Annotated in this window: 23 protein-coding genes; 15 read left to right on the top strand and 8 right to left on the bottom strand. The window is 60.8% G+C overall.

The genetic code is table 11. The features are described from left to right. The first annotated feature begins 104 nt into the window (after window positions 1–104). From GEI7407_RS05515 to GEI7407_RS05555, 9 genes are all read left to right on the top strand, one after another. Window positions 105–1,046 (top strand): J domain-containing protein, encoded by a 942-nt coding sequence (locus GEI7407_RS05515; RefSeq protein ID WP_015171147.1) that lies wholly within the window; start codon window positions 105–107, stop codon window positions 1,044–1,046. Then, entirely contained in the window at window positions 1,046–2,284 is a 1,239-nt protein-coding gene (locus GEI7407_RS05520; RefSeq protein ID WP_015171148.1) for an ATP phosphoribosyltransferase regulatory subunit, read from the top strand. The genes GEI7407_RS05515 and GEI7407_RS05520 overlap by 1 nt, the downstream gene beginning before the upstream one ends. 135 nt (window positions 2,285–2,419) lie before the next feature. After that, window positions 2,420–2,644, top strand: coding sequence for a ferredoxin family protein (locus GEI7407_RS05525; protein ID WP_015171149.1), 225 nt, complete (start codon window positions 2,420–2,422; stop codon window positions 2,642–2,644). 102 nt (window positions 2,645–2,746) lie between these two features. Then, complete coding sequence (locus tag GEI7407_RS05530; protein WP_015171150.1) at window positions 2,747–3,478, top strand: ABC transporter ATP-binding protein; 732 nt, start codon at window positions 2,747–2,749, stop codon at window positions 3,476–3,478. Window positions 3,479–3,550: 72 nt separating this feature from the next. Next, complete coding sequence (locus tag GEI7407_RS05535; protein WP_015171151.1) at window positions 3,551–4,045, top strand: Mov34/MPN/PAD-1 family protein; 495 nt, start codon at window positions 3,551–3,553, stop codon at window positions 4,043–4,045. 99 nt (window positions 4,046–4,144) lie between these two features. Continuing rightward, window positions 4,145–5,317 (top strand): molybdopterin-synthase adenylyltransferase MoeB, encoded by a 1,173-nt coding sequence (gene moeB / locus GEI7407_RS05540; RefSeq protein WP_015171152.1) that lies wholly within the window; start codon window positions 4,145–4,147, stop codon window positions 5,315–5,317. 258 nt (window positions 5,318–5,575) lie between these two features. Next, window positions 5,576–6,391, top strand: a complete 816-nt coding sequence (locus GEI7407_RS05545) for an RMD1 family protein (protein ID WP_015171153.1) — start codon at window positions 5,576–5,578, stop codon at window positions 6,389–6,391. 153 nt (window positions 6,392–6,544) lie between these two features. After that, window positions 6,545–6,985 carry a bacterioferritin gene (locus GEI7407_RS05550; RefSeq protein ID WP_015171154.1) on the top strand — a complete coding sequence of 147 codons (441 nt, stop codon included), beginning with the start codon at window positions 6,545–6,547 and terminating at the stop codon, window positions 6,983–6,985. Window positions 6,986–7,042: 57 nt separating this feature from the next. Then, a complete protein-coding gene (locus GEI7407_RS05555; protein ID WP_015171155.1) occupies window positions 7,043–7,990 on the top strand; it encodes an FTR1 family protein in 948 nt (315 codons plus the stop codon). A gap of 9 nt (window positions 7,991–7,999) precedes the next feature. Here GEI7407_RS05555 and GEI7407_RS05560 read toward each other — a convergent pair whose 3' ends face one another. The 3 genes from GEI7407_RS05560 to GEI7407_RS05570 form a co-directional block, all read right to left on the bottom strand. Next, window positions 8,000–9,673 carry a glycoside hydrolase family 3 N-terminal domain-containing protein gene (locus GEI7407_RS05560; protein WP_015171156.1) on the bottom strand — a complete coding sequence of 558 codons (1,674 nt, stop codon included), beginning with the start codon at window positions 9,671–9,673 and terminating at the stop codon, window positions 8,000–8,002. Further along, entirely contained in the window at window positions 9,670–10,110 is a 441-nt protein-coding gene (rbfA, locus tag GEI7407_RS05565) for a 30S ribosome-binding factor RbfA (RefSeq protein ID WP_015171157.1), read from the bottom strand. Before rbfA ends, GEI7407_RS05560 begins: the two co-directional genes overlap by 4 nt. Before the next feature lie 242 nt (window positions 10,111–10,352). Further along, a complete protein-coding gene (locus GEI7407_RS05570; protein WP_015171158.1) occupies window positions 10,353–10,556 on the bottom strand; it encodes a DUF751 family protein in 204 nt (67 codons plus the stop codon). Between the two features lie 225 nt (window positions 10,557–10,781). On the opposite strand from GEI7407_RS05570, the gene GEI7407_RS05575 reads away from it, so the two are divergent. Next, the gene (locus tag GEI7407_RS05575; protein ID WP_015171159.1) at window positions 10,782–11,597 is read left to right on the top strand and encodes a Dam family site-specific DNA-(adenine-N6)-methyltransferase; all 816 of its coding nucleotides are present in this window, start codon (window positions 10,782–10,784) and stop codon (window positions 11,595–11,597) included. 9 nt (window positions 11,598–11,606) lie between these two features. On the opposite strand, the gene GEI7407_RS05580 is transcribed toward GEI7407_RS05575, so the two are convergent. Both GEI7407_RS05580 and cobU read right to left on the bottom strand, forming a co-directional pair. Further along, window positions 11,607–12,107 carry a hypothetical protein gene (locus GEI7407_RS05580; RefSeq protein WP_015171160.1) on the bottom strand — a complete coding sequence of 167 codons (501 nt, stop codon included), beginning with the start codon at window positions 12,105–12,107 and terminating at the stop codon, window positions 11,607–11,609. Window positions 12,108–12,417: 310 nt separating this feature from the next. Then, window positions 12,418–13,002, bottom strand: coding sequence for a bifunctional adenosylcobinamide kinase/adenosylcobinamide-phosphate guanylyltransferase (cobU, locus tag GEI7407_RS05585; RefSeq protein WP_015171161.1), 585 nt, complete (start codon window positions 13,000–13,002; stop codon window positions 12,418–12,420). 253 nt (window positions 13,003–13,255) lie between these two features. Between cobU and GEI7407_RS05590 the strand changes: the two genes are divergently transcribed. Continuing rightward, window positions 13,256–13,936, top strand: coding sequence for a HEAT repeat domain-containing protein (locus GEI7407_RS05590; RefSeq protein WP_015171162.1), 681 nt, complete (start codon window positions 13,256–13,258; stop codon window positions 13,934–13,936). A 121-nt stretch (window positions 13,937–14,057) separates the two neighbouring features. On the opposite strand, the gene aroH is transcribed toward GEI7407_RS05590, so the two are convergent. The 3 genes from aroH to GEI7407_RS21780 all read right to left on the bottom strand — a co-directional run bounded on the left by aroH (window position 14,058) and on the right by GEI7407_RS21780 (window position 15,627). Next, window positions 14,058–14,450: a chorismate mutase gene (gene aroH, locus GEI7407_RS05595; RefSeq protein ID WP_015171163.1), complete on the bottom strand. Its 393-nt coding sequence runs from the start codon at window positions 14,448–14,450 to the stop codon at window positions 14,058–14,060. A 178-nt stretch (window positions 14,451–14,628) separates the two neighbouring features. After that, window positions 14,629–15,465: a signal peptide peptidase SppA gene (gene sppA, locus GEI7407_RS05600; RefSeq protein WP_015171164.1), complete on the bottom strand. Its 837-nt coding sequence runs from the start codon at window positions 15,463–15,465 to the stop codon at window positions 14,629–14,631. A 30-nt stretch (window positions 15,466–15,495) separates the two neighbouring features. Next, window positions 15,496–15,627, bottom strand: a complete 132-nt coding sequence (locus tag GEI7407_RS21780) for a hypothetical protein (protein ID WP_255347607.1) — start codon at window positions 15,625–15,627, stop codon at window positions 15,496–15,498. 226 nt (window positions 15,628–15,853) lie between these two features. Here GEI7407_RS21780 and GEI7407_RS05605 point away from each other — a divergent pair, with 226 nt between their 5' ends. The 4 genes from GEI7407_RS05605 (at window position 15,854) to GEI7407_RS05620 (ending at window position 20,615) form a co-directional block, all read left to right on the top strand. Beyond that, entirely contained in the window at window positions 15,854–16,930 is a 1,077-nt protein-coding gene (locus GEI7407_RS05605) for a DMT family transporter (protein WP_015171165.1), read from the top strand. Between the two features lie 249 nt (window positions 16,931–17,179). Beyond that, on the top strand, window positions 17,180–18,535 hold the full coding sequence (locus GEI7407_RS20665) for a peptidoglycan-binding protein (protein ID WP_015171166.1): 1,356 nt from the start codon (window positions 17,180–17,182) through the stop codon (window positions 18,533–18,535). A gap of 102 nt (window positions 18,536–18,637) precedes the next feature. After that, window positions 18,638–19,723, top strand: a complete 1,086-nt coding sequence (locus GEI7407_RS05615) for a glycosyltransferase family 4 protein (RefSeq protein WP_015171167.1) — start codon at window positions 18,638–18,640, stop codon at window positions 19,721–19,723. Next, complete coding sequence (locus tag GEI7407_RS05620; RefSeq protein ID WP_015171168.1) at window positions 19,713–20,615, top strand: LD-carboxypeptidase; 903 nt, start codon at window positions 19,713–19,715, stop codon at window positions 20,613–20,615. Before GEI7407_RS05615 ends, GEI7407_RS05620 begins: the two co-directional genes overlap by 11 nt. Window positions 20,616–20,623: the final 8 nt, after the last annotated feature.

Below are 20,623 nucleotides of genomic sequence, written 5' to 3' on the forward strand. Positions count from 1 at the left end.
AGGCAGATACTGCTTACAGGGGGCATCTATGAATCCCTCGCGTGGCCTGGATCTGCAAAGTACACTAGAAATAACTCAATTGTCGGGAAGCAGGACGACGCAGGATGTCTTTCCAAATTGATCAAGGACTGTTCAAATTCGACTTTATTGATAATCACGCGATCCTCGGGGTGCCCATCAGCGCTGACTCCAAGGAGGTGCGCAAACGCTATCTCAAAATTGCGCGTCGTCTTCATCCAGACAGCCTGACCACCAACAGCGACGCCGTCAAACACCAGGCAACCCAGCTCCTCTCGAAGCTGGTCAACCCAGCCTACGAGAAGCTCTCCAAAGACCAGGACCTGGCAGAATACATGCTGCTGCTCAAGCTCAAAGGGCAATATGCCGCTCAGCAGCAGGCCCAAAACAATCTGCAAAGCGAAGCTGCCAAAAGCCTCATGACGGCTGGCAACCTCGACCATGCCTACACAACGGCCCTCAAAGAACTGGCTGAGAAGCAGTACGAGACGCCAGACAAGATCATGGCCATCATCGGCCAGCTCAGCGAGCTCAACCTGGCCTACCTGATGCGCAAGGAAGGCACGAGCGGCAGTGCTGCCGGGCGCCCTATCGCAACGAGCAGCGCACCCCCCGCCCCCGCAGCAACTGCCAAGCCAGGGTCGGCCCCGCCCAAGGCCGCTCCGGCCGCCGCCAAGGCAGCGCCGGAACCCGCCCACGAATCGGTGGCGGAGCAGTACTGCCGCCGGGCCGAGGGCTTCATGGCGAAGAAGAACTATGCCAAGGCGATCTTGGAGCTGCGAGACGCGCTGCAAGTGGAGCCCAACAGCAGCCGCATCCACAGCTTGCTGGGGATGGTCTATTTCCAGCAAAATCAGGTGACCATGGCTCGGATTCATTTTGATCAGGCGCTCAAGTACAATCCCCAAGACGAAACCGCCTTGAAAGGGAAGCGCGCCATCGATCAAAAGACGGGCGGCGGCAAAAAAGAAAAAGAGAAGAAGTCCGGCGGTGGACTGTTTGGTCTATTTGGTGGGAAGAAGAAGTAATGGTTTATCAACCGCCGACAGGGGCGCGGGATTTATTGCCGCTGGATGTAGCGCAGAAGCGCTGGATTGAAAAGCGGCTGCAGCAAGTGTTTCATGCGTGGGGCTATCACCGGATTATCACCTCGACGCTGGAGCGCCTCGACACGCTGATGGCGGGCGGAGCAATCCAGCGATCGACGGTTTTGAATGTGCAAACCGTGGACGATGAGGTGCTGGGCTTGCGTCCGGAGCTGACGGCTTCGATCGCGCGGACAGCGGTGACGCGCATGGCGGGAGCGATTTACCCCCAGCGGCTCTACTACAACGGCAATGTGTTTCGGCGAGCAGAGTCGAGCAACCACAACCGCCAAGTCGAGTTTCATCAAAGCGGGGTCGAGCTGCTGGGGGGCGAGGGACTCCTGGCCGACGGCGAGGTGCTGCTGCTGCTGCGGGACTGCTTGCAGTCCTTGGGGCTGGCGGACTGGCATCTGGTGCTGGGCGAGGCGGAGCTGACGCGATCGCTGCTGTCGGTCTTTCCGGAGCGGCTGCGGGCTCAGGTGCGCACTCACCTGGCGAGGCTCGATCGCGTGGCCCTCGAGGAGCTGCCGATGGAGGCAGCGCTGAAGGAGCGAGCGCTGGTGCTGCTGGATCTGCGGGGTCGACCGGCGGACGTGCTGCAGCGGGTGAGCCAGCTGGATCTCAGCGACGCTCAGCGCGCCATCGTTGCCAATCTCAAGTCCTTGATGGACCTGCTGAGCAGTAGCTTTGCGAGTCTCCAGGACTCGGCCGCCGGACCCGAAATCATTCTGGACCTGAGCCTGGTTCAGACCTTTGATTACTACACGGGCATTGTCTTTGAGGTGGTCCAGCGCACGGAAACCGGGACGCTAGTGCTGGCCCAGGGAGGCCGCTACGACCAGCTGCTGGGGGTGTACCATCCCCAGGGCGAGACGAAGCCGGGGATTGGCTTCTCGCTCAATTTAGAAGATTTGCAGCAGAGCTTGCTGCCGACGGGCCAGCTGCCCCAGGAGACGGTGGCCACTGACTGGCTGGTGGTACCGGCGGGCCAGGATGCCTTTGCGATCGCCTTTCGCCATGCCCAGGCCCTGCGGGCTTCCGAGCCCGAGACCCGGGTAGAGGTGTATCTGCACTCGAGCGAGGCTCCGGACGCGGTGCGAGACTATGCGCGATCGCGCCGCATTGGCCAGGTGGCCTGGGTGAGCGCGACCGGCGAGGCCTCAACAGAGGCGATCGCCTAGTTTCGCCGACTCGGCCTTGCGCCGGTTCTGTATATTTTTGTAAAGACCATTTCTTGAGACAATGGCAAGGGGCGATCGCGACTCGATAAGAGGGCGATTGCCATTGGCCGATCATTGAGTGTTTGAGAGGGAACCGTGGCTCATACAATTGTGACCAACGTCTGTGAAGGCGTCGCCGACTGCGTGGATGCGTGCCCCGTTGCCTGCATTCACGAAGGTCCGGGCAAAAACACCAAAGGCACAGACTGGTACTGGATCGACTTTTCGACCTGCATCGACTGCGGCATCTGCCTGCAAGTGTGCCCCGTCGAAGGCGCCATCCTGCCCGAGGAGCGCCCCGATCTCCAGCAAACCCCGTAGTATTCTGGGGAAGACCTGCGGCTCTGCCCCAGCGGCGGATCCGCAGGTCACAGCTTTTGTCCCCACCCACGCTTTTCCTGTTTCCTTGGAGGTCTCGGCCGAGTGAACCCCGGTACTCCCCTTCTGCAAGTCGACTCCGTCTACGCTGGCTATGTCAAAGATCTCGACATTCTCCAGGGGATCAACTTCAGCATTTATCCTGGCGAACTCGTGACCGTGATTGGCCCCAATGGTGCTGGCAAGTCGACCCTGGCCAAAACCATCTTTGGTTTGCTTACGCCCAATCGCGGCAGCATCACCTTCAAAGGGGAAGACATCACCCACCTCAAATCCAACGAAATCGTTCAGCGCGGCATGTGCTACGTGCCCCAAATCACCAACGTTTTCGGCTCCCTGACGGTAGAAGAAAACCTGGAAATGGGCGCTTTCTTGCGCAACGCCCCCCTCAAGCCCCTCAAGGCTCGCATCTACGACATGTTTCCGGTGCTGGCGAGTCGGCGGCAGCAGCTGGCGGGAACGCTCTCTGGGGGCGAGCGCCAGATGCTGGCCATGGGCCGGGCGCTCATGCTGGACCCGGACCTGCTGCTGCTCGATGAGCCCTCGGCGGCCCTGTCTCCCCTCTTGGTGGCCAGCGTCTTTGAGCAAATTAAGCAAATCAACCAGACGGGGAAAGCCATTGTGCTGGTGGAGCAGAATGCCCGTAAGGCTCTGGAGATGGCGGACCGGGGCTATGTGCTGGAGGCCGGCCGCGATCGCTTCGAAGGACCCGGCCCTGAGCTGCTCAACGACCCCAAGGTCGGCGAACTGTACCTGGGAGCTGGTCGCCTCCACTAGGGCCGCTCCCACGAATCCCAACTTCTGGCTTAAAATAGGGGATTCGGACCTGCATTCAGTCTTTCACCAACTGTGGTTTTATACCTCACCCATACACAGCGCCAGGAGATCCAGGCGCATGCCGAGCGAACCTATCCAGAAGAGTGCTGCGGCCTGCTTTTGGGGACGCTGGGCCTGCAAGGCGATCGCAAGATCGTGACAGAAGTCTGGGCCACCGAAAACGTCTGGAGCCCCGAAATCGAAGCCGTGATCGGCCTGTTCGGCGATGCCTTGGACGAGATGCCCCTCAGCAAAACCCATCGCTACTGGATCGATCCCCGCGACATCCTCCAGGCCCAAAAGTACGCCCGCGATCGCAACCTTGATATTATTGGAATCTATCACTCCCACACCGATAATCCAGCGATTCCCTCGGAGTGCGATCGCGCCTACGCCTGGTCTCAGTACGCCTATCTGATCGTTGCCGTCCAGAACGGCCGCGCTACAGAAATGCGTAACTGGTGCCTCAATGACTATCGCCAGTTCGAAGCAGAAAATGTGATGGCCACAGCCTCCGTCCTGGCCTAATCATTTCCCCTTGGCATTCTTGGCTCTTGAGAGTAAACCCGCAGCCTATGGGCTGCTGCGTTCTCATCTTGTACTCCCCTCCTTCGCCTTAACACTGTCATGTTGAATCCCAATCTGGATGAAATCCAGCTCTCCAAAGGAGAATATGAACGGTACTCCCGTCACCTGATCCTGCCGGAGGTCGGCCTAGAAGGCCAAAAACGTCTAAAAGCCGCCAGCGTTCTGTGCATCGGCACCGGCGGTCTGGGCGCTCCTTTGCTGCTGTATTTGGCGGCGGCTGGCGTGGGGCGGATCGGCATCGTCGACTTCGACGTCGTGGACCACTCGAACCTCCAGCGTCAGGTCATTCACGGTACCTCCTGGGTTGGCAAGCCGAAGATTGAATCCGCGAAAAACCGGATTCATGAAATCAACCCCGACTGCCAGGTCGATCTTTACGAAACCCGCATCAGCTCCGAAAACGCCCTAGAGCTGATGGAGCCCTACGATGTCATCGTGGACGGCACCGACAACTTCCCCACCCGCTACCTGGTCAACGACGCCTGCGTTTTGTTGGGCAAACCCAACGTCTACGGCTCGATTTTCCGCTTCGAGGGTCAGGCGACGGTCTTCAACTATGAGGGCGGACCCAACTACCGTGACCTCTATCCCGAGCCCCCGCCACCCGGCATGGTGCCCTCCTGCGCCGAGGGCGGCGTCCTGGGGATTTTGCCCGGCATCATCGGCGTCATCCAGGCAACGGAAACCGTTAAGATCATCCTGGGTCAGGGACGGACGCTGAGCGGTCGCCTGCTGCTGTACAACGCCCTGGAGATGAGCTTCCGGGAGCTGAAGCTGCGGCCCAACCCCGAGCGGCCGGTCATTGAAAAGCTGATTGACTATGAGCAGTTCTGCGGTATTCCCCAAGCGAAGGCAGCGGAGGCCCAACAGCAAATGGATCTAGCCGAAATGACGGTGACGGAGCTCAAGACTCTGATCGACAGCGGAAAGGATGACTATCTGCTGATCGATGTGCGGAACCCCAATGAGTTTGAGATTGGCCGGATTCCGGGATCGGTGCTGATCCCGCTGCCGGATATCGAGAGCGGTGAAGGCGTGGAGAAGGTGAAGTCCTTGCTCAACGGTCATCGCCTGATCGCCCACTGCAAGATGGGTGGCCGCTCGGCAAAGGCTCTCGGCATCCTGAAGGAAGCGGGAATCGAAGGAATCAACGTGAAGGGCGGCATTAACGCCTGGAGCCAAGAAGTCGATCCGTCGGTGCCGCAATACTAGGCCGCTTTGGGTTAATTTTGGGTCAATCGATGATGCTTGAGTTGTTGAATGATCGATTGATCTGACAATGTGAGAATTCGAAAAGGGGGCGATCGCGCGATCGCCCCCTTTTCGAGTGTCTAGAGGGTTTCTCAGCGAAAGTCATCTCCAGGAGGTTGCAAGTTGAAGATGAACGACTGACAATCAGGGCAACCTTTACACTGAGTTGCCCCGCGCCTTTCTGGGCTTTGCGCGCAGGAAAGGCCGACCGTTTACTTTATGCAAACCACCCATACAAGCCTGTCTAGTAAGCGCACGACCCTCACGGCAAAAGCCCTATTTTTGGGTGAGGCCATTGATATTCAGGATTTCAAAAAAGCCAGCGATCGCCTGGCGCTGCGGCCCTTGGCGATTCGCGTTGGAGATGAAGGCGGCTGCGCCGTGCTGTTTCCCTACGGCGCCGTTGTGGTTTTTGGCCTGAGCACCCTCGAAGAAATCGCCTTCCTCGATCGCCTCGCTCCCAAGATTCGCGATCCCTTCAGCGAGCCGGAAACCGAAGAAGCCGAGCTCGTTTTGCGCAGCGTCAGCGAGGACCCGATCCAGGATGAGCGACTGGTGATCCTGGATTTCACCATCGAGCGCCTGCAAATTGTGGCGGATATTTTCGCCAAGAGCGTCGTCTTGTCCCACTACGAAAGCCGCATTGCCACGACCTTTGAGCAGGTCGAGCCCTTTGCCGCTAGTCTCCAGGCTGAGGACCACCGCCGCCAGCAGGGCAAGGAGCTACTGCGCCAGCTCGGCAATAGCCTCTTGGTCCAGCACAAGATCGTGGGCCGCGTGGAAATCATCGACAAGCCGGAGCTGCTGTGGGAAGCGCCGGAGCTGGAGCAGATTTATCTGCGCCTGGAAGGGGAGTATGAAATCCGGGAGCGCCACCAGGCCCTAGAGCGTAAGCTGGCCCTGATCTCGCGCACGGCAGAAACGGTGCTGGAGTTCATGCAGCACCAGACCAGCCTGCGGGTGGAGTGGTATGTGGTCTTTTTGATTGTGGTCGAAATCTTTCTGTCTCTCTACGACATTTGCTTCATGCGCTAGCCCCCTAGCCCGTGGCTCTGCGGGCTGCGAAAATCGGCTTTTCTCGGATAATGGAAAAACTGCTGCGATCGCCCTGGCTATGAGGGGCGATCGCGCCGATCTCGGCCCTGTTTTGCCGGGAGCAGCCTAGAGGGCAATTTTTCACGGAGTGACATGAAAGATCTCAATACCAAGGCGACCGTCGACCTCCTCAACGCCATCATGGAGTACGAGCTGGCGGGCGTTGTGCGCTACACCCACTATTCACTGATGGTGACGGGGCCGAACCGGATCCCCATCGTGCAGTTTTTGCGGGGGCAGGCGACGGAGTCGCTGACCCACGCTCAGCAGGTGGGCGAAATTCTGACCGGGCTCGAGGGGCACCCCAGCCTGAAGATCGCGCCGATCACCGAGAGCCACCGCCACGCGATCCAGGACATTCTGGCTGAAAGCTTTGAGCATGAGCAGAAGGCGCTCCAGCTGTATAAGCAGCTTTTGGAGACGGTGGAGGGCGCCAGCATTTACCTGGAAGAGTTTGCCCGCGGCATGATTGGCCAGGAAGAGCTGCATACGCTAGAACTCAAGAAGATGCTGCGCGATTTCAGCGTGGCCTAGACTTTGGGCGATCGCCCCTGCCCGAAACCCTAACCCTGTTTTCATCCCTCTAGCCCTATGAACTTCAGCGCCGCTATCCCCACGTTTGTTGTGACCCTGCGGGAAGGGGTTGAGGCGGCCTTGGTGGTCGGGATCGTCCTGGCTGCCCTCCGCAAGGCCCAGCGAACCCACCTGAATGCCTGGGTTTACGGCGGCATTGGGGTGGGCCTAGGGGGAAGTGTCTTGGTGGGGGTGCTGCTTAGCGGCTTGCTGGCGGGGCTCGATGGCTCCACCTGGGCCTACGCACCGGTGGTGAAACCGGCGCTGGCAGCGCTGTTCTGCGGGGTGGCGATCGCCATGCTGAGCTGGATGCTGATCTGGATGACCCAGCAGGCCAAGTCCCTCAAGGCCGAGATCGAGACTGCCCTGTCGGCGGCCCTGGAAGGCTCTCAGCAAGCGGGCTGGGGCGTGTTCGGCTTGGTGGCGATCGCGGTTTTGCGAGAGGGCTTTGAGACGGTGCTGTTTCTGGCGGCCCAGTTTCAGCAAGGCCCGGTGCCCCTGCTGGGGGCGATCGCCGGTCTGACGGGCGCCGTCGTGATCGGGATGCTGCTCTTTTGGCTGGGCATCAAGATCAACCTGCGGCAGTTTTTCAAATTCATGGGCATTTTGCTGCTGCTGATCGTGGCGGGGCTGGTGGTCTCGGCCCTCAAAAACGTGGATGGGGCGATCGCCGCCCTCAGCGCGCTCCAGCCTGACACCTTCGGGGGACTGTGCTGGTCCTGGCCGGCCTCCTGTTTGCTGGGTCCCCAGGTGTGGGATGCCCGGGGCGTTTTGCCCGACACGACTTTCCCTGGCATTCTGCTCAAGACGCTGTTTGGCTATCGCCAGCAGCTTTACGCCTTGCAGGCTGTGGGATATCTAGTGTTTTTGGGGACAGTGGGGCGGCGCTATCTGCGAAGCCTGGATGCTCCGGCGGCGCCGCCTAGCCCAGCCCCGGCCCAGCCGACTCTGGTTTCCAAGTCCTGAGGGTTGGCCTCAGGTGGTGAATTTTTTGTCAGTGCTTGCCTTGGCCGCGACGCCAAACAGCTGATCAAGGGCGATCGCCTGGGCCAGAGGCATTTGACCATAGGTAAAGATCGTCGGAATGCCCTGAAGCGCCGGTCGAAACTGGGCGAGCACGTAGGGGCTACCGTAAATCACTAGCGCCTCTAGCTGCTGGGTCCGCAGCAGATGCTGGAACCAGGCCTGAGCCATGTGGCTCGTGCCCGCGCTGCCCCGGAACGGATTGCCGCGAATAAACAGCTGAAGCAGGGTCGGAGCCGGGGTGTCGGTCCGGCAGGCCAGTCCCTCAGCAAAGGAGTGGCGATCGCACAGCTGCAAGCTGTAGCCGAGGGCCTTGGGACGGGCGATCGCCGGGGTCTGGTGGCCGAGGTAGTGGGCCTCTAACAGATCGTCTACCACGATGACGTTTCGGCGATCGCCCGCGGCCAACTCCAGGGGCACCGGCCCGCTGACAACCATCGACGATCGCAAAATTTCTGCGGCCAAGTCCTGGGTCGCTGGCTGAGCAAGCTGCAAGAGCGGGCCTGCCCAGTCCTGCTGGGGGGGCGGCAGGTTTTCCCAGGCGTGGCTCGTGTCTGCCACCTCCAGCAGCGGCGGACTGACCTTGAGCTTGGCGCGCCAAATCCGCTCGACCGACGCCGCAATGCGCTCTGGGGCAATGCGACCACACCGCACCGCCTCGCAGACAGCAGCGATCGTGCGCTCCGGGTCCACCGGCATCAGCAAAATATCTGCCCCCGCTTCGATCGCCTGGACGGGGCCTTCCTCGGGGCCGTAGCGCTCCATGGCGCCCATGATCAGGGCATCGGTCACGATCAGCCCGTCAAAGCCGAGGCGATCGCGCAGCTCTTTCGTCAGAATTCGGTGAGACAACGTGGCGGGCCAATCCGGGTCTAGGGCCGGAATCTGGAGGTGGGCCGTCATCACTGCGTCAACGCCCGCGGCGATCGCCCCTGCAAAGGGTTTCAGCTCCACCGTTTCCAGGCGATCGCGATCGTGGGGCAGTACCGGCAGCTCCAGGTGAGAGTCCACCGCCGTGTCCCCGTGCCCCGGGAAGTGCTTGGCCGTGGTCAGCACCGCGTGGCTCTGGGCTCCCCGAATAAAGGCTTGGGCTAGCTTCTCGACCTGCTCGGACGTCTCGCCAAAGGCCCGCACATTGATCACGGGGTTTTGGGGATTGTTGTTGACGTCCACCACCGGAGCCAGCACCCAGTTGAGACCCACAGCCAGGGCTTCTTGGGCGATCGCCCCGCCCATCTGCTCAGCCGCCGCGAGGGCCTGGGCCTCATTGGCCTGGGCCAAAGCGCCCAGAGCCATGGGCGGCGGAAACCAGGTCGCCCCGCCAAAGCGCTGGCCGACCCCTTCCTCGATGTCGGCTGCCAGCAGCAGCGGAATTTTGGCCCACTCCTGGAGCTGGTGCGATCGCGCCGCTAGCTCTGCCGCGCTGCCTCCCAGCAAGATGACACCGCCGACCCCCAGCGTCTGCACATAGTGCTGTAGCGTGGCGGTCGGCGGTTCCCAAGCTGGATAGCGGATTTGGTGATCAAATAAATGGCCCGACGCCCGCACCACAATCATCTGAGCCACTTGAGCCTCCAAGGGCAGAGACTCTGGATTGGGCAGGCGCGCGCCCCACAGGTCTATCAATCGTCTAGATCCTCAGCATCAGGAATATCGGCCAATTCGTCGATCTCTTCTTCTAGATCCGCTCCGGTTTGCTCCTTGCTCTGGCGCTCCTCGGTCAAGCGATTGATCAGCGACAGGACCTGAGTACCGCGCTCGATGGAGCGATCCTCGAGAAACACAACCTCTGGCGTCCGCCGCAGACGAATGCGGTGGCCCAGCTCACTGCGCACGTAGGGCGTCGCAGACTGCAAGCCCTCCATGGTTTCGGCCCGAGCTTCCTCGGTGCCATAGATACTGACAAAAATCTTGGCGTGCTGGAGGTCACCGGACACATCGACATCTGTGACGCTCACCATTCCAGCTCCAACTCTGTCATCCTTGATACCCGACATGAGCATCAAACTGACCTCGCGTTTGATGAGGGAAGAAACGCGAGATACTCGGCGACTGGTGGCCATAGCGGTTCCCTCCTGGAAACAATCTGGAGACAATGTCCAAACAAAAAATGCGGCACCCGCTGACAGAAACAGCGCTGATTCCGCTTTTCCCAGTCTACCAAAGACCATAGCGGTGCTAGGCCTCGAGCGCTTGGCGGTCAGAGGATGCTCAAAGGTGTAGGCTGTCCGTTGCGGAGGCAGGGGAGCCAGGCTGGTGGTCTAGCCGCGACGCTGAGGCGCTGGAGACTGCCCCTACTTCCTAGTTACACAAGGCTGAAGCCTAGCATCGCCCGCAGTGTAAAGGTGATGAAGGCAAAGGCGCCGACCAGGGCTCCCACGAGGGCGATCGCCGTTGTGGGACGCTTAAACAGCGGTATCATGGGCTGCACAAAGGTCAGCAAAACCCCCAGCACAATGGTGATGAAGTAGCGTGGGTAGCGACTGATATTATTCCAAAATTCTTGCATTGCAGACTCTTCAAGCAGCGTTTCAGCACGTCCTCAACCATTCTAAGCTGGCACCTAGCCCACCGATCACCAGAATCTGGCTGCGTTTGCTCCCCTGTTAGCGGGGCGCTGTAGAGGCGATCGCCCTTCGCCCTGCGCAGCGCCATTGATGGGCTCGATGCGCCACCCATAGGCTATTTTGCTCAATTTCAGAACTCGGTTTTCTTCGCTCTTTTCCCCACCGCCATGGTTTCTGCCCATCCCCTGCCCCCGCCGATCAAGCCAGCTCTCAAGTGGGCAGGCGGCAAGCGCTGGCTACTGCCGCGTCTCCAGACCATCTGGCAGGGCCAAAAGCATCGCCGTTTGGTAGAGCCCTTTGTGGGCAGCATGTCTGTATGTTTGGGCTTGCAGCCTGAGCGGGCACTGCTCAACGATCGCAATGTGCACTTGATTAACTTCTGCCGCTGGCTGCAGCGGGGCCTTACGGTTGATTTAGCAATGCTCAATGACCAGCAAGCTTACTATGCTTGTCGGCAGCGGTTTAATGAGCTGATTGCTAGTGGCGGCCAAGAGACTCAGGAAGCCGCCCAGCTGTTTTATTACCTCAACCGCACAGGCTTTAATGGTCTGTGCCGCTTCAATAATCAGGGACGCTTCAACGTTCCCTTTGGCCGCTACAAAACCATTAACTATGCCCAGGACTTCTCGGAATATCCGCCGGTCCTGAAGGACTGGGTGTTTGTGAGTGGAGACTTTGAGGCGCTGTCTCTGGAGGGTGCGGATTTTATCTATGCCGATCCGCCCTATGACGTGGAGTTTACGAAATACAGCCAAACTGACTTTACCTGGGAGGATCAGGTGCGAGTGGCTCACTGGCTCGCTCGCCATTCGGGGCCGGTGCTGGTGTCGAATCAGGCGACGCCGCGCATTTTGGCGCTGTACCAAGATCTGGGCTTTGGGGTGGAGATTTTGGAGGCACCGCGGCGCATTGCCTGTAACGGCGATCGCACCCCTGCCCAAGAAATGCTGGCGTATCGAGGCTTGGCGCTACCTGCAACCTAAACCCCAGTCCTAGCTGGCTTGGTAGCGATCGCCTTCGCTGCTGTTTTCATCTGGGCGGGGGCTGTCAGCACTGGTAGCTTCGGTGGCCCAGGCCTTGCTGCGGTGGTGAAGACGATCGCGCATGCCAGAGAGGTGAATCTGGCTGTTGACGGGCGATCGCGGCGGCGGCAGGCTCATGTCGGGCCAGTTCGGCATGTCATTGCAGGGGCAGCTGAGGTCCGAGACGCCTTGGTTGAGCATGGGAACGGGCATCGAGCAGCGCGCGCAGTCTGCAATGTCCCACTTCGACGTCAGCAGGTCCTCGATGGTGTGGTGGCTTCCTTCGAGATGACACTCGCCCGACTCTGGCGACAGCAAAAACTGCCAGCATGTTTCAAACTCGTCACTGTAGCGATCGCCCGCGATCACCGTTTTGGGCAAGATGGTGGTGCGACCTGCCTGAACGACGACCGGCTTGCCTAGCTGAAACCAGTAGGCGAGGTACCTTTTAACTTGATATCTTGCAGCCATGATCTAAATAAAGTCTGAAGCGAGCACAAACGGAAGCAACGTTACGCTGATTTAGAGAAATTCACCTTTTCTCCACAACATTGTTGCGAAGGCTTAAGTTGTCTAACGCTTGATTGATGGTGAATACTTTTGCAATCTAGCTGTTGCTAAAGTCTAGAGTTGGATTCAATGCTGGCGCTTGCTTGGATTAGGAGCGTCTTCTGGCTCCATGCTAGCGGTTTCAATTTTGATCTATCTCTATCTGACGTCGAAAGTACACAGAGCCCGGTGAAGAAGCGCTGAAAGGGCGAAACTGGGCTGATGGGCGTGGCTACTTGGGAGCCTGTGGGGCGATCGCAAGGGCGGTGAGCGGTGTGCCCAGCTGAGTCAGGTTCAGCGCGTACCCGCCGGTGACTAGGTGCACGGCATCGGCGATCGCGCTCAGAGAGCGCACCGCCGTCCCCAAGCGATCGCGAAACAGCCGCCCCACGGGGTACGCCGGCACCACGCCCCAGCCGGTTTCCTCCGCCACGATAATCACCGCGCTCTGGCGTGCGGCGATCGCCGCGCACAGATCCGCCAGCGTGCTCTGCCACTGGGTTTCGTCTTGTTCGAGCAGATTGGCCAGCCAGGTCCCCAGAGAGTCGATCAGCAGGCAGGCGCCTGCGGGCGCCTGGGCGATCGCTCCGGCCAGGTCGACCGGCACCTCTTGCAGCTGCCACTGGGCTGGGCGGCGCTGGCGATGCAGGTCAAGGCGCGCCTGCCACTCTTGATCGTCAGGATCCGCTTGGGACGTCGCCACATAGATCACGCTTTGCCAAGTGGCTGCCAGCCCCTCGGCCCATTCACTTTTGCCCGAGCGGGCTGGCCCCGTCACGATCACCAGCGCCTGCGGTCCGAGAGTTGTCTGTGTCATTGCGATCGCCCTTGCTTTCCTCAAAAACGTTTCCCAAAACCTGAAACCCTAGTCTGCGCCCCACCCTTTCGCCGGTGAGCTTTCTAATCTGGGGGCTTTGGCGGCCCTGCCAGTGGACATAGGTCGAAAGGCGCGATTTCCCGCCCCCGTGGGGAGATTCTTGCGATCGCCCCTCGAGTCCTTGGAGGCCCACCGTATAATGGAATTAAAGAAAATGTAAAAAAATGTAACGTTAAATCTCGTTGGAATGTCTATGAGTCTTCCTGATCTAAGCCTGATTTCTCAGCAGCTCGAAAGCGACAGCACCCGCGATCGCATGGTTGCCCTGGCCTCCCTGCGCAACGTGCCCTCGGTGGACGCCGTCCCCTTAATCAAAAAAGTTCTAAACGACGAAAGTCTCCAAATCCGCTCCATGGCCGTGTTTGCCCTCGGCATCAAGGCCACAGATGAGAGCTATCCCCTCCTGCTCGAAATTTTGGAAACTGAGAGTGACTATGGTCTGCGGGCAGACGCGGCGGGTGCCCTCGGGTATCTGGGCGATCTGCGGGCCTATGAACCCCTGGTGCGGGCCTTCTATGAAGACACCGACTGGCTTGTGCGCTTTAGCGCGGCGGTCGCCCTAGGAAACCTGGGAGACGTCAGAGCGCGGGACGTGCTGATGGAAGCCCTCGCCAGCGAAGAGGTCGTGATCCAGCAAGCGGCGATCGCTGCTCTCGGGGAAATCGGCGCCTACGAAGCGATTGATGCCATCCTGGCCTTTGCGCAGTCAGAAGACTGGCTGGTGCGCCAGATGCTGGCCGAAGCCCTGGCCAAGCTGCCCACGCCCAAGAGCATTTCCGCCCTCAAATACCTCGAAAAAGACAGCCACCCCAACGTCTCTGAGTCAGCCAGAATTTGCCTCCAGCGCTTGGCAGATAGCGGCCACGCCATCTAGCCCGCTTCCCAAGACATTCCCCGTCTCGGCGTCCCACCCCCAAGAAAACTGCGCGCTGGTCAAACCGCCAGCACGCATTCCTTCTAGAACCCTGATTTAGGGCCAAAAATACCAAAAAACCCTAAGACGACAGAGAAACCTGCGGAATGCTCAGGTCAGGTCTAAGGGTTTGGGCATCCCGCAGGTAGGGATGGTAGATTGGCGCGTCAGGATTTTGGGTATTGAAATGAATTAGGAAGCGAATGCAGCGCTCGAGGCTTTCCTTCACATACATCTGCTGAACATCTAGCAGGGGGACGCTGTCCCAGCGGGGGCGCTCCCGGGCGATCGCCGCCGGAAAAACCGCATCGAGATCGCGAGTAACCGTGAAGGTCGCGCTGATGATTTGTTCGGGATCGAGCTGGTTGTAGGTTTCCAGCGCTTCTAGCAGTTCGTGGACTGCTTCACGAATCGCTTCAACCGAATTTTCTGAGACAGTCGTTGCACCTCGAATCGCCCGAACTCGCCACTCCACGCCAAAATCCTCCTTATTCTCACTCGCAATAAAAAGCCCTGTATCGCTCCTGATAGCAGGTTGCCAGCCCCATTCGCCAGAAGGCCCCGCAATAGGGGCACCTGCCATCTTAACAAACTCGATTGCCACCCTCTAGACAAGGGTGGCAGATGCTTTCCGAAACCGGGTTTCCTGCGCTCTACGGGCGATAGAGCCACAGGGGCAGGCCGCTGGTTTCCAGCTCGAAGTTCAGCCAATCCATAGATCCTGAGAGATTGCCAAGGCCTAGGCGATCGAGCTGACTTTGGCTGCCCACCACCCGCTGAACCAGGGACTTCTTGGAGTCGCCGAGGGTGCAGCAAACCGCTTTCTCAGGGTCGAGGCCGACCAGCTCAGCGGTCCATCGGCGGGCGTCCTCTTCGGTGCCGAGGCGATCGACGACTCCCAGCTCCAGCGCCTGCTCACCGGTAAAGATGCGCCCATCCGCAAAGCTCTTGACCGTTTCGACGCTCAGCTGGCGAGCGGTGGCGACGGTGTGGACAAACTGCTGATAGCTAGTGTCGATCAGGCTTTGCAGGATGTCTTTCTCTGGATCGGTCAGCTCGCGATCGAAGGCCAAGATGTCTTTGTAGGGGCCGGACTTGATGACCTTGAAGGACACCCCAACTTTGTCGAGCAGCCGCTCGAGGTTGTTGCCGCGCAGGATCACGCCGATGCTGCCGGTGATGGTGCCAGGATTGGCCACGATGTGGTGAGCACCCATGCCAATGTAAACGCCGCCTGAGGCGGAAATATTGCCAAAGCTGGCAACGATTTTGATTTTTTGGCCGAGGCGGGTCAGGGCGCTGTAGATTTCCTGGGAGTCGCCGACGGTGCCACCGGGGCTGTCGATGCGCAGCATGAGGGCGGGAAACTTGCGCTCCTCAACGGTTTTGAGCGCTTCGAGGACGCGCTTGCGGGTGTCGCCGGCGATCGCGCCGGTGATTTCGATGCGGGCAATTTGTCTGCGGTAGCGGGGCTTAAACGGCCAAATCATGATGGTTGTGACGGAGAAAACAGTGCGAATTTAAGGAGCGTCAGGGACGGTGCGGGCCTGCCAAACCGCGAGGCTTGGCAGTACGGGGGAAAGGGGCCAGCGAGAGGGCGATCGCAGAGGAAGCTGCACGCTGCGCCCGTCTTCCCAGCTGATCTTGAGCATCAAGCTTGAGCGTCAAGCCCCTGCAATACAACCCCCAAAACCCTCAGGAGCGATCTTCAGTGTGCCTGATTCAGGCGCTCTCTGGACACGTCTGGTGGCGTCGCGAGAGCTGGAAGTGAGCGCGGCAGGGCAAACTCAGCCAAAACCTCACACTAATACAGAATCCTTAACACAACTATAGGATTGAGTACAATCAAGGGTAAGGTTGTTCCGCCGGACTCGCTGCATGACTCTTAGGTCAAATTTGCCAACGCTTCCCTTTGCGCCGCTGCTGCTGATTGCGCCCTTTTTTCTGTGGGGGACAGCGATGGTGGCGATGAAGGGAGTGATGCTCCACACGACGCCGTGGTTTTTGGCGGGGGTGCGGCTGGTGCCCGCTGGTCTACTGGTGCTGCTGGCCGCGAAGTGGATGGGGCGATCGCAGCCGAGCAGCTGGCGGGCCTGGGCCTGGATTGGCGCTTTTGCGGTGGTCGACGGCACGCTGTTTCAAGGATTTTTGGCCCAGGGACTGGCCCGCACCGGTGCCGGTCTGGGCTCTGTGATGATTGACTCCCAGCCTCTGGCGGTGGCGCTGCTGGCTCTGGTGCTGTTTGGAGAGCGTATCGGTTTGTGGGGCTGGCTGGGGCTGGCCTTGGGCGTGGCGGGCATCAGCCTGCTGGGGCTGCCGGACCCCTGGATCGTGGCCCTGTTTCACGGGAAGCTGGCAGGGGTTTTGCCCGCGGGGGAGAACCTGGTGCAGCAGCTGTTTGAGAGCGGCGAGTGGCTGATGCTGCTGGCGGCTCTTTCGATGGCGGCGGGGACAGTGATGATTCCCATGGTGTCCCGCCACGTCGATCCGGTGGTGGCTACGGGCTGGCACATGGTGATTGGCGGTTTGCCGCTGTTTGGTCTGTCGGCGATCGCCGAAGAGCAGCAGTGGCAGGCTCTGACCGGGTTTGACTGGCTGGCGCTGACCTACGCGACGGTGTTTGGCAGCGCGATCGCCTACGGCCTGTTTTTCTACTTCGCCTCCCAGGGAAATCTGACGAGCCTGAGCGCGCTGACCTTCTTGACGCCGGTGTTTGCGCTGCTGTTTGGCAATCTTTTCTTGGCGGAAGTCCTGAGCCCCATTCAGTGGGGCGGGGTGGGCCTGACCCTGGTCAGCATCTATTTGATCAACCAGCGCGACGTGCTGGAAGGAATGCTGCGGCGATCGCAGGCCAAGAGTGCCGTGAGCTTTCTCGAAGAGAGCGCAGCGCAGCCGGTGCCCGTCGCCATGGCCGAAACAGAGCCTGAAATTGCTTCCTCTGAAATTGCTTCCTAGGGGCGATCGCCCGCGAGTGGAGGTCTGGCAAGATTGGCACAGGTGTCTGTGAAGAGCGCCAAAGCGAGTAGGATGGAGTCAATTTCTAGCCTTCCTTCGGGACAGGAACGGGTTTGATTGGCTGAATGAATGCTGGATAGAACCTTCGCGCAAATGGGTGCGTCTAAGACTACTGAGTTTGGCCCAAAGCCAGTGAGCAGGGGGCCTGCCTTTCACAAGACAGCCCTTGCTGGCTCCCCACAGGTTTCTATGGTTGCTTCTCGAACGGCTGCGTTATTGATAACCGGGACGGCTTGGCTAGGCCTGCTGTCGGGTCCGGCGATGGCGATCGGTGCGTCGCGTAATCTGGCGCTGGCCGCCCCTGCCAGGATGCTCGCCCAGGCGACGGCGCTAGAAGATTTGACCTTTGACTCCCGGGGCGTCGAGGTAGAGGAGGTGCAGCGAGGGCTGCAAACCCTGGGCTACTACGACGGCCTGATCGATGGGCAGTACGGCGAGGGGACGGCTGAGGCGATCGCGGCTTTTCAGGCGGCGGAGGGGTTGCCGGTAGATGGCCTAGCAACCGGCGAAACGCGCGATCGCCTACGCCAAGCCCTAGCCGCAGCCCAAGGCACCCAGCTCACCCAGAGCACCTCGACCCCAGGGGACGCCGATCCAGAAACGACTGGCGACTCGCCCCCCGAAACGGCCAAAACTGCGGGCGGTCTGGGAGTTGGCTTTTGGCTGATGGTGGTCTTGGTGCCGATCCTGGGGGCCGGAATTGGCCTAGTGGCCTTTTGGCTGGGCCGGCGACAGGCAGCAACGACGCTGCAGCCGGAGCCAGAAGATTCTCCAACGGCGCCGATCGCCCGCCATGCCCTGCCCGAAGCGGCTGACCCCCGCTCTGCTCCGGAGGCGATCAGCCCCGAACCGGTGGAAGAACCTGCTTTTTCAGAGAGCCACGGGGCTCAGGAGGCTCAGGCTCCTGCCAATGGCGCGGCCAAAAATGTGTGGGTGAGTCCACCGAGTGATTTCCCGGTGGAGCCGGATGTCTTGGCGGGACACAAGCCTCACGCTCGAGAGGCGATCGCCGAGTCTGCCAAAGTGCCGGATGGGCCGGGCGCCCTCACGGAGCAAACCACGCGGCTGCCCAGCATCAACATCGTTGATGAGCTGATCAACGATCTGCGGAGCCCCAACCCTACCAAGCGCCGCAAGGCAATCTGGGAGCTGGGGCAGCGGGGTGACTCCAAGGCGATTCAGCCCTTGGTGGATCTGATGCTGGACTCGGACTCCCGCCAGCGCAGCCTGATTTTGGGGGCGCTCTCTGAGATTGGCGGCCGCACCCTCAAGCCCATGAGCCGCGCACTGGCGATTTCCCTCCAGGACGACAATGCCGAGGTGCGCAAGAACGCGATTCGCGATCTCACCCGCATCTATGACGTGGTTGGTCAAATCAGCCAGCTGCTGCGCCACGCCCTGGACGACTCGGATACCGAGGTGCGGGACACGGCCCAGTGGGCCTTGGGCCAGCTGAGCCGCATCCGGGGGCTGCCGACAACTGACGCGCTGCCTCCTGCTGGCGAGACCAAGGCGCCGCCTGCTCGGGAGGAGCCGCACCTCTAGGGCAGGGGCTGGCAAAAGCAGGTGAACAGGCCAGAAAAACCTGCGATCGCCCGCAGTTCAGGGGGTATGATGTTGCCGATGTGACCCTGACCCCCAAGATTTGTGACTGTTTCGCCACTCAAGCTGCTATTTCTTTCGACGCCGGTCGGCCCCCTGGGTTCGGGGATGGGCGGCGGAGTCGAGCTGACCCTCCAGACAGTGACCCAGGAGCTGGCCCGTCGCGGCCACAAGATCTGCGTGGTGGGGCCGGTCGGATCGCACATTGATGGGGTGCCGGTGGTCGAGGTGCCGGGAGCGCTGCAAACCACGGCCCAAACCCAAGCGCGAGATCTGCCGGTGGTGATGCCCCATCGCAGCGTGCTGGCCGCCATGTGGGACTATGCGCGCCAGGTCCAAGATCAGTACGACGTCCTGTTTAATATTGCCTACGACTGGCTGCCCTTCTATCTCACGCCGTTTTTGCAGACGCCGGTGGCCCACTTTGTCAGCATGGGCTCGCTGCTGGATGTGGTGGATGACGCGGTGGTCCAGACCCTAGAGCGCTATCCCGGCACGGTGGGAATGTATACCGCTACTCAGGCCGAGACCTTTGGCCTGGGCGATCGCTGCCGATGCCTGGGCAGCGGGGTGGATCTGACGCGCTACACCGTGGGCGATCGCCCCGAAGACTGGCTGGTGTGGCTGGGGCGTCTGTCTCCCGAAAAGGGCCTCGAAGACGCCGTAGCGGCGGCCCACATCAGCGGCGTGCCGCTGAAAATTTTTGGTCGGCTCGAGGATGCGGCCTACTGGGAGCAAATTCAGCGAGACTATCCCGAAGCGCCGGTGGAGTACGGCGGCTTCCTGACCACGACGGAGCAGCTCCAGAGCGTGGTGCGCCGCAGTCGCGCCCTGGTGATGACGCCGCGCTGGGTGGAGGCCTTTGGGAATGTGGCCATCGAGGCCCTGGCCTGCGGCGTGCCGGTGATTGCCTATCGGCGGGGCGGACCGTCAGAAATCGTGCGGGACGGCCAAACGGGCTGGCTGGTGGAGCCGGACAGCGTGGCGGGACTGGTTGAGGCGATCGCCCGTCTAGACCAGCTGGATCGGCGGGCCTGTCGCCAGCAGGCAGAGGCCGAGTACTCCTTGACGGCTCTGGGCGATCGCTTTGAGGCTTGGTTCCAGGACTTGGTGACTCGCTATGGGCGCTGATCGCGTTTGGCAGCGGCCCGCGCCGCTCCAGCCCGGCGATCGCCTGGTGGCGATCGCCCCGAGCGGCGCCTTGCGGGAGCAGACTGCCTTCTGGCAGGGCGTGGAGCAGTGGCGCGCCCGGGGCTACGACGTGCAGTGCAGCCCGGGCTTTGACCAGCGCTGGGGATACCTGGCCGGGACCGACGACCACCGCCGCCAGCAGCTCGCCCAGGCCTGGGCCGATCCGGCGTGCCGAGGCATTTTGTGCGTCCGGGGCGGCTACGGCGGAACGCGCCTTCTAGAAGACTGGACCTGGCCCGAGGGACCGCCCAAGTGGCTGATTGGTTTTTCCGACATTACGGCTCTGCTCTGGAGCCTGGGCTGCCAAGGAATTTCGGGGGTTCATGGACCCGTGCTGACGACCCTGGCCGCCGAGCCCGACTGGTCGAGATCGCGCCTCTTTGGCTGGGTCCAGGGGCAGCCGCTGCCGCCCTTGCAGGGCGAATCCTGGGCGGCGGGCCGAGCCGCTGGCCCCCTGATTCCCGCCAACTTGACCGTGGCAACCCACCTGCTAAACACGGCTCACCAGCCGGATTTCCGGGGCGCTATCTTGGCCCTGGAGGACGTGACCGAGGCGCCCTATCGCATCGATCGCCTGCTAACCCAGTGGCGGATGAGCGGTGCCCTCGCCTCAGTGGCCGGCATCGCCCTAGGACGCTTTAGCCAGTGCGATCCGCCGCCCAATGTGCCCAGCTTCACCGTCGAAGAGGTCCTGCGCGATCGCCTGCTGGATTTGGGCGTGCCGGTCGTGGCGCATCTGCCCTTTGGCCATGACGGCCCCAATGCCGCTTTGCCCCTGGGCGCTTGGGCGGAGCTGGATGCCGACCAAGGAACCTTGGCCATTGCCTCCTAGAGGCTTTT

The organism is Geitlerinema sp. PCC 7407, assembly GCF_000317045.1.
GTDB lineage: Bacteria > Cyanobacteriota > Cyanobacteriia > PCC-7407 > PCC-7407 > PCC-7407.